The organism is Microbacterium binotii (genome assembly GCF_021398715.1).
Taxonomy (GTDB): Bacteria; Actinomycetota; Actinomycetes; order Actinomycetales; family Microbacteriaceae; genus Microbacterium; species Microbacterium binotii_A.
Map to the genome: position 1 here is coordinate 1,694,391 of NZ_CP090347.1, position 12,581 is coordinate 1,706,971.

The following is a 12,581-nucleotide window of genomic DNA, read 5'->3' on the forward strand; positions in this document are numbered from 1 at the left end:
CCGCGAACCTGGCTCAGCGACGCGTGCCGTCGGCGAGGGCCCGGGCGGTGCGCCCCAGCTCCTCGAGTCCGCCGTCACGGAGGGCCCGCACCAGGGCGGTTCCCACGATCGCGCCGTCGGCGTACTCCAGGACGCCGGAGACCTGGTCCGCGTTCGAGATCCCGATGCCGACCGCGGCGTGCTCGACACCCTTTTCGCGCAGTCGCGCCACGAGTGTGCGAGCGGCCGCATCCAGTTCGGCGCGCTCCCCGGTGATCCCCATCGTCGAGACCGTGTAGACGAACCCGGTCGAGTTCTGCACGACGAGTTCGAGCCGCTCGTCGCTCGAGGTGGGTGCGGCGAGGAAGATGCGGTCGAGTCCCGTCCGCTCGCTCGCTGCGATCCACTCGGCAGCCGCCTCGGGAGTGATGTCGGGGGTGATGAGTCCCGCTCCCCCGGCCGCGAGCAGGTCATCGGCGTATCGGTCGACGCCGTATTGGAAAACGGGGTTCCAGTACGTCATCACGACGACGGGAACGTCGACGCGGCTCGTGATCTCCTTGATCGCCGGGAACAGGTCGCGCAGGCGGAAGCCTGCGGCCAGCGCGGCCTGTGTCGCCTCCTGGATCACCAGGCCGTCCATCACCGGGTCGGAGTAGGGCGGACCGAGCTCGATGATGTCGGCGCCGTTCTCGGCGAGCACGACCGCCGCCTCGATGCTCGTGGCGATGTCGGGGAAACCGAGCGGGAGGTATCCGACGAACGCGCCCCGTCCTTCGGCGTGGGCGGCCTCGATGGCCGCTGCGACGCGTGAGCTCACAGCTCGGTCCCCTCTCCCTTTGCCTCGTCGGACGACGGCGGCACGTCGACCGGCGACCCCTCATCGCCCGCGGCGTCGTAGAGGTCGAAGTAGCGGGCGGCGGTGTCCATGTCCTTGTCACCGCGACCGGACAGGTTGATGGCGATGACCGCGTCGGGGCCCAGCTCCTTGCCGATGCGCAACGCGCCCGCCAGCGCGTGCGCGGACTCGATGGCGGGGATGATGCCCTCGGTGCGCGAGAGCAGACGTAGCGCCTGCATGGCTTCGTCGTCGGTGGCAGGGATGTAGGAGGCACGACCGATGTCGGCCAGCCACGCGTGCTCGGGACCGACACCCGGGTAGTCCAGACCCGCCGAGATCGAGTGGGACTCGACGGTCTGGCCGTCCTCGTCCTGGAGCACATAGGTCTTGGCACCGTGCAGGATGCCCGCACGACCGCGTTCGATGGAGGCTGCGTGCTTCGGGGTGTCGACCCCGTCGCCCGCCGCTTCGACGCCGTAGAGCGCGACCGACTCGTCGTCGAGGAACGCGTCGAACATGCCGATCGCGTTCGAGCCGCCACCGACGCACGCGAACACGGCGTCGGGAAGCCGGCCCACCTGCTCGAGGAGCTGTGCGCGCGCCTCCTCGCCGATGATCTTCTGGAAGTCGCGCACGAGGGCGGGGAACGGATGCGGCCCCGCCGCGGTGCCGAAGATGTAGTTCGTCGTCTCGACGCTCGCCACCCAGTCGCGGTACGCCTCGTTGATGGCGTCCTTGAGGGTGCGCGAGCCCGTCGTGACAGGGATGACCTCGGCGCCCAGCAGCCGCATCCGCGCAACGTTCAGGGCCTGCCGCTCCGTGTCGACCTCGCCCATGTAGATCGTGCACTCGAAGCCGAACAGCGCAGCCGCGGTCGCGGTCGCGACGCCGTGCTGGCCGGCGCCCGTCTCCGCGATGACGCGGGTCTTGCCCAGGCGCTTGGTGAGCAGCGCCTGACCGAGGACGTTGTTGATCTTGTGCGAGCCGGTGTGGTTGAGGTCCTCGCGCTTGAGGAACACGCGTCCGCCACCCGCGTGGGCGGCGAACCGCGGCACCTCGGTGAGCACGGAGGGACGTCCGGCGTAGGAGTGCAGCAGCTCCGCGAACTCCGCCTGGAAGGCGGGATCGACGATCGCGGACTCGTAGACCGCGGTCAGCTCGTCGATGGCGGCGATGAGCGACTCGGGCATGTAGCGCCCGCCGTACTGACCGAAGAAGGGTCCTTTGACATCGCGCAGACTCATGATCCAGCCTCCAGGAAAGCGTGCAGGGTCGCGACCGGCTCCGATGTCACGAGAGCCTCGCCGATGAGGACGACGTCCGCGCCGCCGGAGCGGTAGTGGCGCACGTCATCAGGAGTGAGGACCGCCGACTCGGCGATCTTGATCGCATCGCTCGGGAACGAATCGGCGAGACGGCCGAACAGATCGCGATCGAGTTCGAAGGTGCTGAGGTTGCGCGCGTTGACCCCGATGAGACGTGCTCCGAGATCGGATGCGCGAGACAGTTCTTCCGCGGAGTGCGTCTCCACGAGCGGCGTCATGCCGAGCTGGAGAACGAGCTCGTGAAGCTCCACGAGGAGCGGTTGCTCGAGGGCGGCGACGATCAACAGCACCAGATCCGCCCCGGACGCCCGGGCCTCGAGCACCTGGTACGGCGTGGCGATGAAGTCCTTGCGCAGAACCGGGACCGAGACGCGCTCGCGCACGGCTTCGAGGTCGGCGAGGCTGCCCTTGAACTTGCGCCCCTCGGTGAGCACCGAGATCGCGCTGGCGCCGCCCTCTTCGTAACGCGACGCCTGGAAGGCGGGATCGGGGATCGCCGCCAGATCGCCGCGGGACGGGCTCGCCCGCTTCACCTCGGCGATGATCTTCACGCGGTCCGCCGGGGCGAGTGCCGCGAGCGCGTCGAGCGCAGCGGGACGTTCCAGCGCAGCGCGCTCCACGACCGCGAGAGGCGTGCGCGACTCTCGCTCGCGGGCATCCTCCACTGCGCCGGCCGTGAGGTCGGCGAGCACCATCAGTGCTCTTTCGCGACGTACTTGGGGCCGTTGACGCCCCAACCGGCGCGGGCCAGAGCCCACCCGGTGATCAAACCCACGACGAGCAGACCGACCGACGCCCACACCAGCACAGGCATGTCGAGCACGAAGAACACCGTGCCCAGCGCGACGGCGACGAGCATGATCACCACGGCCGTCCAGGCTGCCGGGGAGTGTCCGTGGCCGGGGTCGTCGATGGAATTGCTCATGTCTCTCCTTCGGGTGCGGCCACGTGACGGCCGGATCCAGTCTAGCGGGGCGGGTCGGGGAAGGTCGGATCATCGCCGCGGGAGAGGTCGTCCCACGAGTCGATCGCATCCAGCGGTGCGTCGTCAGCGGTGCCTGCCCGTCGGCGCGGTGCGTCGTATCTGCGCCCTCCGCCCGGCCAGCGCCACCCCGTGACGAGGACGAACGAACCTGCCGCCAGCAGCACGATGGCGGCGAGGAGAGCGGCGATGGGCCAGCCTGTGACGCTCGTGCTCGCGACGAGTGCCGCGACCGACGAGTCGCCGGTGATGCCGGTGGTCTCCGTCACGCTCGGGGCGTAGGCGTCGACGGGCGCGTCGAAGGCGACGGGAGCCGTGAGCAGCGCGATTCCGATCGCGGCAGCCACCGTCAGAGCGCCGAAGACGATCCGGAGCACCCGACCGACGATCGACAGCGCAGCGCCCAGCGCGAGCACAGCGAGACTCAGCGGCGTGAGCACGGGGATGGCCGCCGTCCCCGCGACCGCGACATCGGCGGCCGCGCCGTCTGTCAACGCGACGTGGATCCAGGTCTGAGTGGCGGCCAGGGTGCTCACAGCCCCCGCCGCCAGGATCGACAGAACCGCGCTCGAGCGCGCGCGACGGATCACTCGCCGCCTCGAACGGGGTCCAGATCGTCCACGTCGAAGCAGGTCCGCGTGCCGGTGTGGCACGCGGGGCCGGTCTGTTCCACGGACAGCAGCACGGCGTCGCCGTCGCAGTCCAGACGGGCGCCGTGCACGACCTGGATGTGCCCCGAGGTGTCGCCCTTGCGCCAGTACTCCTGCCGCGACCGCGACCAGTAGGTGGCACGCCCGGAGGTGAGCGTGCGCCGCAGTGCCTCCGCATCCATCCAGCCCATCATGAGCACCTCGCGGGTGTCCCACTGCTGCACGATCGCCGCGACCAAGCCCTGGTCGTTGAAACGGACCCGGGAGATGCGCTCTTCGACGCTCTCGCTCACCGCCGCACCTCGATCCCGTCGTCGACCAGTGCATCCTTGACGTCGCCGACCGTGAGCTGACCCGAGTGGAAGACGGATGCGGCGAGCACGGCGTCGGCGCCGGCGCGGATCGCGGGCGCGAAGTCGCCCACGTGCCCGGCGCCGCCGGAGGCGATGACCGGCACGCGGGAGATCTCCCGCATCAGGGCGACGAGCTCGAGGTCGAAGCCGTTCTTCGTCCCGTCGGCGTCGATCGAGTTGACCAGCAGCTCGCCCGCACCGCGTTCGATCGCCTCGCGCGCCCACGCGAGCGCGTCGAGCTTGGTCAGAGTGCGACCGCCGTGGGTCGTGACGGCGAACCCGGAGGGCATCCCCTCGGCGCGCTTGACGTCCAGCGAGAGCACGAGCACCTGAGCGCCGAAGCGGTCGGCGATCTCGTCGATCAGGGCAGGGCGCGCGATCGCTGCCGAGTTGACGCCGATCTTGTCCGCGCCCACCGCGAGCAGCCTCGCGACGTCCTCGTCGGAGCGAACGCCGCCACCGACCGTCAACGGGATGAAGACCTCTTCCGCCGTGCGACGCACGACGTCATAGGTCGTCGCCCGCTCGTCGACGGTGGCCGTCACGTCGAGGAACGTGAGCTCGTCGGCGCCCTGTTCGAAGTACAGCCGTGCGAGCTCGACGGGATCTCCCATGTCGCGGAGGTTCTCGAAGTTCACGCCCTTCACCACGCGCCCCGCCGCCACGTCCAGGCACGGGATGACTCGGCAGACCAGACTCATCAGAGCCTCGCCGCGTGGATCTCGGTCACGAGGATCGCCCTCGCACCGATCGCGTAGAGCGCATCCATGACCTGGTTCACGCCCTTGCGCGGGCTCATGACGCGCACCGCGACCCACGACGGGTCCCGCAGCGGCGAGATCGTCGGCGATTCGATGCCGGGGGCGACGGCGATCGCGTCGTCGACGAGGTCGGCGGGCAGGTCGTAGTCGATGAGCACGTACTCGCGCGCGACGATGACGCCGCGCAGGCGGCGCAGCAACGTCTCGAGACCTGCGGGCTCCTGCGCGCCGGTGATCAGGACCGCGTCCGACTCCAGAAGGACAGGTCCAAAGATCTCGAGCCCGGCCTGACGGAGCGTGGTGCCGGTGGAGACGACATCGGCCACCGCATCGGCGACACCGAGCTCGACGGCCGACTCCACCGCACCGTCGAGCGGCACGAGGTCGACTGCGATGCCGTGCTCGTCGAGGTAGGCGTCGACGAGACCGGGGTAGGCGGTGGCGACCCGCATCCCCTCGAGGTCGGCGAGCTCGGTGAAGCGGCCGGGAGGGCCCGCGAAGCGGAACGTGGAGCCGCCGAAGCCGAGCGCCTCGATCTCACGGGCGCCCGGCATACGGGCGTCCAGCAGCAGGTCGCGACCGGTGATGCCGACATCGAGCGCACCCGAACCGACGTAGGTGGCGATGTCCTTGGGGCGCAGATAGAAGAACTCGACGTCGTTGAGCGGGTCGATGGCGTGCAGATCCTTGGGATCGCGACGGCCCTTGTAGCCCGCCTCGGCGAGCATGGCCGCCGCGGTCTCGGAAAGGGAGCCCTTGTTGGGCACGGCGATTCTCAGCATGGGAAAACTCTCGGGAAGGTGACGGATGCGGCGGGTGCGGGCATCAGAGATGTCGGTACACGTCCGCCGGCGTCAGGCCCTTGGCCAGCATGAGCACCTGCAGGTGGTAGAGCAGCTGGGAGATCTCCTCCGCCGCTTCCGTGTCGCTCTGGTACTCGGCGGCCATCCAGACCTCTGCCGCCTCTTCGACGATCTTCTTGCCGATCGCATGCACACCGGCATCCAGCTCCGCGACGGTGCCGGATCCGGCCGGTCGCGTCCGGGCCTTGAGCTCCAGCTCCGCGAACAGGTCGTCGAACGTCTTCACCGTCCTAGGGTACCGTCCGCCGACCGGCGCGGATGTCGCCGTCAGTGGCGGTGGGCCCTCGCGTCGGCGGCCTGCGCCCGGAGGCCCGCGATCGCCGCATCCGGATCCGCCGCGCCGAACACGGCGGATCCTGCGACGAATGTGTCTGCACCGGCGGACGCCGCCTGCTCGATGGTGGTCGGAGCGATGCCGCCGTCGACCTGGAGCCAGACCGCCGAGTCGACCCGGCGCGCGGCATCGGCGAGTCGGGCGAGCTTGGGCATCGTCTCCGGCATGAACGACTGCCCGCCGAAACCCGGCTCCACCGTCATCACGAGGATCTGATCGAACTCGTGCAGCAGCTCCAGAAGCGGCTCCTCCGAGGTCCCCGGCTTGATGGCCACCCCGGCACGTGCGCCGATCTGACGCAGCCGTCGTGCGAGCGCGACCGGGTCGGCGGCCGCCTCCAGATGGAAGGTCACCGATGCTGCGCCCAACTCCGCGTATCCGGGTGCCCAGCGGTCGGGGTCGTCGATCATGAGGTGCACGTCCAGCGGCACGGGACTCGTCGCCTGCACCCGCTCGACCATCTGCGGACCGAAGGTGAGGTTCGGCACGAAGTGGTTGTCCATCACGTCCACGTGCACGAAGTCGGCACCGGAGATGCGACCGAGCTCGGTCTGCATGTTGACGAAGTCTGCGGCGAGGATCGAAGGGTTGATGCGGGGAGCGCTCACCCTGCCATTATCGGCGACGCTCACGCGCGTCGCCGGAGGAGCGAGATCGACATCGCGTCCGTCCCATGACGGTGAGGCCACAGCTGGGCGCGTCCCGCGCCGTCGGCGGGCGTCGGCAGATCGAGGGGGTGGCTCGCCAGGCCCTGCAGCACGGCGCGGGCATCGAGCTCCTCGATGTCGTCGCCTCGGCGCTCACGCACCTCGGCCACGACCGCGCTCGTCTCCGCCAGGTGGGGCGAGCACGTGACGTAGGCCACGATGCCCCCGGACGTCAACGCATCGAGCGCGCTCTCCAGCAGCTCCCGCTGCAGGATCGCCAGTGCCGCCACGTCTCCCGGCGACTTCCGCCAGCGCGCCTCCGGTCGCCGACGCAGCGCACCCAGGCCCGTGCACGGCGCATCGACCAGGATGCGGTCGTAACGGGCCCGCCCGGCACGCGACCGCCCGTCCTCCTCGCTCACCGCGACCTCGGCGGGGACACCCGCGAGAGCCTGACGCACGAGGCCCGCACGGGCCGGCGCGATCTCGTTCGCCTCCAGCAGCGCACCGCCGGCCAGCGCCTCCGCGGCGAGCAGGGCGGTCTTGCCGCCCGGTCCGGCGCACAGATCGAGCCATCGCTCTCCCGCGATCACAGGCACGGCGCGGCTGAGAGCGAGCGCCGCCAACTGCGAGCCCTCGTCCTGCACGCGGATGCGGCCGCCGGCCGCCCGGATGAGCGGCTCCGGATCGCCGCCGGCGGACAGCGCGCCCACGGGCGAGTATCGCGTCGGGGCGAGCTCGGCCGGCCGATCGGCGAGACCGGGAAGCACCGCCAGCGAGACCCGCGGCGAGGCGTTGTCCGCGCGCAGAAGGTTTTCAAGTTCGTCGGCGCGCCCCTCGGCGGACAGCGCGCGGCGGAAGGCGCGGATCACCCAGACCGGGTGTGCGTACGCGAGTCCCAGCCGTTCGTCGTCCGAACGCGCCGCCGCCTCGATGCGGGCGAGCCACTCCCCCGGCGTGTCGCGTGAGATCCTCCGGAGCACGGCGTTGACGAAGCCCGTCGGTGCCGCGCCGATCGTCTCGCGCACGAGTCCCACCGTCTCGTGCACGGCCGCGTGGGAGGCGATGCGGGTCGAGAGCAGCTGATGCGCGCCCAGTCGCAGGGCGTCGAGCACGTCCTCGTCGATCTCGTCGATGGGACGACCTGCCGCCGACGCGATGATCGCGTCGTAGGTGCCCAGACGTCGAAGGGTTCCGTAGGTCAGCTCGGTCGCCAGGGCCGCATCCTTCGCGTCGAGCCCGGCTCGCGCGATCTCTACCGGCAGAAGCAGGTTCGCGTACGCGTCGGATGCGGCGACGGCGCGCAGCGTGTCGAAGGCCACCCGCCGCGGATCCGAGCGGCTCACGACGCCACCAGCCCGTCCGCCGCCCGAAGACCGCGCAGCCAGTCGCCCGCCGCCATCGCCGCCTTGCCCGCCGGTTGCACGCGCACGAGCGCCACGGGGTCGGTGGCGGTGCCGACGAGCACCTCGGACTGGGCGGCGCGGATCGCGCCGGGCGCCAAGGTCGCGGCGTGCTCCGCCCGATGCATGTCGTGGATCTTCACGCGCACGCCCTCGACCGTCGTGAAGGCGCCCGGTTCGGGCGTCGTGCCCCGGAAGCGCGACAGGACCGCATCCGCCGCCTGCGTCCAGTCCAAACGGCCGTCTTCCGCGGTCAGCTTGCCCGCGTACGTGCTCTCCCCGGCCTGTGGGACTCCGCGAGCGGTCCCCGCCGCCAGCTGGTCGACGACGTCGACGAGCGCCGCGGCACCGTCGCGCGCGAGATCCTCCAGAACGCGTCCGGCGGTGGCTGTCGCTGGGATGCGGTAGCGGGTTCCCCCGTATACGTCGCCCTCGTCGAGACCCGCGGTCAGCTGGAACACGTTCGTTCCAGTCTCGCCGTCTCCGGCGATGAGCGCCCGCTGCACGGGTGCGGCTCCGCGCCAGCGCGGCAGCAGCGAGAAGTGAAGGTTGATCCACCCCAGACGCGGTGCGCTCAGCAGCGGCTCCCGTACGAGGCCGCCGTACGCCACGATGACGCCCAGATCCGGCTCGAGTGCCGCGATGCGCTCGGTCGCCTCCGCATCCAGCCGGTCGGTCTTGAGCACCTCGAGGCCCAGCTCGGCGGCGGCGTCGGCGACGGGCGACGGGGTGAGCACGCGCTTGCGTCCGACCGGCGCGTCGCGGCGGGTGACGACGCACGCGAGCTCGTGATCGGTAGCGGCCAGAGCGCGCAGCGAAGCGACGGCGGGTTCGGGCGTTCCCGCGAAGACAAGACGCATCGGGTTCCTCACAGCTCGGGATCGGGCACGTCCACCCGAACTCTGAGTGTATTCCGGCTGCGCGCGGGGGTCCGTCCGCGCGCACGACGCGCGCGGACGGCGTCGGCGACGACCGCGGCCCGCAGAGACCCCGTCACGGCCCTGCCGTGGCCGTAGTCGAAACGCACCAGGGCGCGCGAGCGGGGCGGGTCCTCTCCGAGGATCTCGGACGGTCCGAGGACGGCGTCCGGATCGAGCGCGGGAACCTCGGCGCGCAGCTGCGCGAGGGCCTCGTGCACGGTTCGGGGCTCCCCCTCCACGACGGCGACCCGCACCGCCGGCGGCAGATGCAGCACCGCACGGTCGGCGAGCTCCGCGCGGGCGTAGGCGGCCTGCGTCCAGGTGGCCAGCGCGCGGGCGACCGGCCCGGCGACCCCGGTGAGCAGCACGGGCGCGCCGGGCGCGGTCAGCGCGGCCGCGTTCGACCACCACCGCAGACACGACTCACCGATGCGCAGGTCCTCGGCCAGCAGCATCCGGTCACCATCCAGGAGCAGCACCGCACGATAACCGCCCTCTGCGATCGGTTCCGCGCCCCGGGTCGCGATCACCAGCGCAGGGCGGTGCTCGACGCGCGCGACAGGATGGTCGCCGTCCGCCACGATCACCCGAGTCCCGGGGAAGGCTCGACCGAGCTCGTCCGCGGTGCGCTCGCTTCCCGACGACGCGAGACGCAGATGCTGACCCTCGCATACGGCGCACTGCCAGGCGGCGATCCCGCGTCCGCACCAGGAGCATTCCGGGGGCCTGCCCTGCCTGCGCACGCGGAGGGGGCCGGAGCAGTGCAGACAGCGCGCGGGCGTGCGGCAGGAGGAGCAGACCACCACCGGCGCGTACCCGGGACGCGCCACCTGCACCAGGACGGGGCCCTCCGTCAGCGCGTCGCGCACGGCCTGGAACGCCGAGGACGGGATGCGCGCCTGCGCCACTGCGTCGGATGTCGCCGTCAGGACGACGCGCGGCGTGACCCGACGTGCCGCCGCGATTTGACGGAACCAACCGATCTGAACGAGCCGCTCGACATCCGTGGTTCGCGTGTGACCGAGCACCAGCAGGGCGCTCTGCTCGCTCTCCTGGCGCAGCAGCGCGACATCGCGCGCGTGCACACCGGGGCTGAGCGGTTCTGCGAGCAGCGGATCGCCGTCGTCCCAGATGACGACGAGTCCCGTGTTGCTGGTGGGCGAATAGACGGCGGATCGGTTTCCGACGACGATGCAGGGAGCCTCCGCGAGGGTGCGCAGGTACGCGCCGTAGCGCGCGGGACCGGTCTGCCGCGCATCGGACTGCACCAGCGCGTTCGGGGGCACACGCCCCGCGAGGGCGGTCATCACCTGCTCCTGATCACGGTGGTCGGGAACGACGATGATCACGCTCCGCCCCGCTGCGAGGGTGATGGTCGCTGCCGCCGCGACGAGGACCGCCCATGATCCGACCGTGCCGCCCTCGGCGAGCTCCACGACGCGCGGCGTCGCATCCACGGCGAGGCGTTCGCCGGCGCGGATCCCCTCCGCCAGGTGCGGGAACGCCGCGAGGACCTCTTCAGCGGTCTTCACCGCGTCGGCATGGGGCACCTCGACGACGGGCACAGGCGAATGCAGCCATGCCTTCTCCGCCCGCACCATCCGTTTCGGCACCGCGAGGCGGAGGACATCGGATGCGGATCCTGCCGCGCGATCGGCGACGCGTCGGGCAAGGCCGTAGAGACTCGGAGGCAGGACGGGCATCGGCGAGACCACACTGTCGAGCTCGGAGAGCGGACGCTCGTGGTCCGTCTCCTCGCCACGCTCGATGAGGAACCCGTCGACGACGCGGCCGGCACTGCGCAGCGGAACGCGGACACGTACTCCGGGCACCGCGTCCTCATCGAACTCGGTCGGGATCGCGTAGTCGAAGAGGCGGTCGAGCTGCGGAAGCGGCGAATCGAGCAGCACGCGCGCGACGGGCCGAGCGGGGCCGGCTGCCCCGGTCATCTCAGAGCCCGGCTGCGGCGCGCAACTCGTCGACGCGATCCAGACGCTCCCAGGTGAACCCGGGCAGCTCGCGGCCGAAGTGACCGTAGGCGGCCGTCGCCGAGTAGATGGGACGCAGCAGATCCAGCTGGTCGATGATGGCCTTGGGCCGCAGGTCGAAGACGTCGAGGATGGCCGCGGTGATCGTCTCGTCGCTCACATGCCCCGTGCCGAAGCTCTCGACATACAGGCCGACGGGACTCGCCTTGCCGATCGCGTACGCGACCTGCACCTCGAGCCGCTCGGCGAGACCCGCCGCGACCGCATTCTTGGCGACCCAGCGCATGGCGTACGCGGCGGAACGATCGACCTTGGAGGGGTCTTTGCCACTGAAGGCGCCCCCGCCGTGGCGCGCCGCGCCGCCGTAGGTGTCGATGATGATCTTGCGTCCGGTCAACCCGGCGTCACCCTTGGGGCCGCCGGTCACGAAGGGCCCGGCGGGGTTGATGTAGTACTGCACGTCGGGCGTGTCGAGTCCGGTGTCGGCGAGCACGGGATCGATGACCTCGCGACGCACCAGCTCGCGCAGCTCGTCCTGACCGATGTCGGGATGATGCTGCGTGGAGAGCACGACCGACTCCACCGTCTTCGGAGTGTGGCCGTCGTAGCCGAGGGTGACCTGCGTCTTGCCGTCGGGACGGAGGAAATCGAGAGTGCCGGATCTGCGCACCGCGGCCAGGCGCTCGGCCATCCGATGCGCGGTCCACGCCGCCATCGGCATGAGCTGCGCGGTCTCGGTCGTCGCGAAACCGAACATGATGCCTTGGTCGCCGGCACCCTGTTCGTCGCGGGGGTCCACCGAGCGTCCCTCGCGCTGCTCGAACGCCTGGTTGACGCCGGCCGCGATGTCCGAGGACTGCGCGCCGATCGACACGGAGACGCCGCAGGAGTCGCCGTCGAAGCCGGTGTCGCTGGAGGTGTAACCGATGCGGTTCACGACGTCGCGCACGATCGCGGGGATCTCGACGTAGGCACGCGTCGACACCTCGCCGGCGACGTGCACGAGACCCGTCGTCACGAGCGTCTCGACCGCGACGCGACCAGTCGGATCCTCCGCGATGATCGCATCGAGGATGCTGTCGGAGATCTGGTCGCAGATCTTGTCCGGATGCCCTTCGGTGACGGATTCGGACGTGAACAGACGCAGCTCGGTCATCGCAACTCCACTCAAGACGTGAGGGACACCCCCCACTGTGACGCTCCCCCCGGACACCAGGGTGCCGGGGGGAGCGTCGACGTGATCAGATCACTCGGCGTGACGCAGCCGCAGCTTGTCTTCGTTGATCTCGTGCAGCGCGATCGTCAGCGGCTTGTCTTCGATCGTGGAGTCCACCAGCGGGCCCACGTTGTCGAAGAGGTTGCCCTCGTGCAGATCCGAGTAGTAGTCGTTGATCTGGCGCGCCCGCTTGGATGCGTAGATGACGAGCTGGTACTTCGAGTCGACCTTGTCGAGAAGGCTGTCGATGGGGGGCTCGATGATGCCCTGGTTGGTCCCAGCCATGGCGGTACCTCCTGGTTCGGGGATGTCGGCGGAG

At 70.6% G+C, this 12,581-nt stretch carries 15 protein-coding genes; all 15 read right to left on the reverse strand.

Annotated features, from left to right (window positions below):
* Positions 1-13 precede the first annotated feature (13 nt).
* The 15 genes from trpA to rpoZ all read right to left on the reverse strand — a co-directional run bounded on the left by trpA (position 14) and on the right by rpoZ (position 12,547).
* Complete coding sequence (gene trpA, locus LXM64_RS08515) at positions 14-799, reverse strand: tryptophan synthase subunit alpha (RefSeq protein ID WP_137416992.1); 786 nt, start codon at positions 797-799, stop codon at positions 14-16.
* Positions 796-2,064 (reverse strand): tryptophan synthase subunit beta, encoded by a 1,269-nt coding sequence (gene trpB, locus LXM64_RS08520; RefSeq protein WP_137416991.1) that lies wholly within the window; start codon positions 2,062-2,064, stop codon positions 796-798. The genes trpA and trpB overlap by 4 nt, the downstream gene beginning before the upstream one ends.
* The gene (gene trpC / locus LXM64_RS08525; RefSeq protein ID WP_234075438.1) at positions 2,061-2,837 is read right to left on the reverse strand and encodes an indole-3-glycerol phosphate synthase TrpC; all 777 of its coding nucleotides are present in this window, start codon (positions 2,835-2,837) and stop codon (positions 2,061-2,063) included. Before trpC ends, trpB begins: the two co-directional genes overlap by 4 nt.
* A 2-nt stretch (positions 2,838-2,839) precedes the next feature.
* Positions 2,840-3,070 (reverse strand): DUF6704 family protein, encoded by a 231-nt coding sequence (locus LXM64_RS08530; RefSeq protein ID WP_137416990.1) that lies wholly within the window; start codon positions 3,068-3,070, stop codon positions 2,840-2,842.
* 41 nt (positions 3,071-3,111) lie between these two features.
* Positions 3,112-3,717 carry a Trp biosynthesis-associated membrane protein gene (locus LXM64_RS08535; RefSeq protein ID WP_267955095.1) on the reverse strand — a complete coding sequence of 202 codons (606 nt, stop codon included), beginning with the start codon at positions 3,715-3,717 and terminating at the stop codon, positions 3,112-3,114.
* Positions 3,714-4,070 (reverse strand): phosphoribosyl-AMP cyclohydrolase, encoded by a 357-nt coding sequence (gene hisI / locus LXM64_RS08540; protein ID WP_234072864.1) that lies wholly within the window; start codon positions 4,068-4,070, stop codon positions 3,714-3,716. Before hisI ends, LXM64_RS08535 begins: the two co-directional genes overlap by 4 nt.
* On the reverse strand, positions 4,067-4,831 hold the full coding sequence (hisF, locus tag LXM64_RS08545; protein WP_137416987.1) for an imidazole glycerol phosphate synthase subunit HisF: 765 nt from the start codon (positions 4,829-4,831) through the stop codon (positions 4,067-4,069). Before hisF ends, hisI begins: the two co-directional genes overlap by 4 nt.
* Complete coding sequence (gene hisG / locus LXM64_RS08550) at positions 4,831-5,673, reverse strand: ATP phosphoribosyltransferase (protein WP_234072865.1); 843 nt, start codon at positions 5,671-5,673, stop codon at positions 4,831-4,833. The genes hisF and hisG overlap by 1 nt, the downstream gene beginning before the upstream one ends.
* 43 nt (positions 5,674-5,716) lie before the next feature.
* Positions 5,717-5,980 carry a phosphoribosyl-ATP diphosphatase gene (locus tag LXM64_RS08555; protein WP_137416985.1) on the reverse strand — a complete coding sequence of 88 codons (264 nt, stop codon included), beginning with the start codon at positions 5,978-5,980 and terminating at the stop codon, positions 5,717-5,719.
* Between the two features lie 41 nt (positions 5,981-6,021).
* Entirely contained in the window at positions 6,022-6,696 is a 675-nt protein-coding gene (gene rpe, locus LXM64_RS08560; protein WP_267955096.1) for a ribulose-phosphate 3-epimerase, read from the reverse strand.
* A 20-nt stretch (positions 6,697-6,716) separates the two neighbouring features.
* Complete coding sequence (locus LXM64_RS08565) at positions 6,717-8,081, reverse strand: RsmB/NOP family class I SAM-dependent RNA methyltransferase (RefSeq protein WP_234072866.1); 1,365 nt, start codon at positions 8,079-8,081, stop codon at positions 6,717-6,719.
* A complete protein-coding gene (fmt, locus tag LXM64_RS08570; protein WP_234072867.1) occupies positions 8,078-8,998 on the reverse strand; it encodes a methionyl-tRNA formyltransferase in 921 nt (306 codons plus the stop codon). Before fmt ends, LXM64_RS08565 begins: the two co-directional genes overlap by 4 nt.
* A gap of 8 nt (positions 8,999-9,006) precedes the next feature.
* Complete coding sequence (locus LXM64_RS08575) at positions 9,007-11,007, reverse strand: primosomal protein N' (protein ID WP_234072868.1); 2,001 nt, start codon at positions 11,005-11,007, stop codon at positions 9,007-9,009.
* Position 11,008: 1 nt separating this feature from the next.
* Complete coding sequence (gene metK / locus LXM64_RS08580) at positions 11,009-12,202, reverse strand: methionine adenosyltransferase (protein ID WP_137416981.1); 1,194 nt, start codon at positions 12,200-12,202, stop codon at positions 11,009-11,011.
* 90 nt (positions 12,203-12,292) lie between these two features.
* Positions 12,293-12,547 (reverse strand): DNA-directed RNA polymerase subunit omega, encoded by a 255-nt coding sequence (rpoZ, locus tag LXM64_RS08585; RefSeq protein WP_137416980.1) that lies wholly within the window; start codon positions 12,545-12,547, stop codon positions 12,293-12,295.
* Between the last annotated feature and the right edge of the window lie 34 nt (positions 12,548-12,581).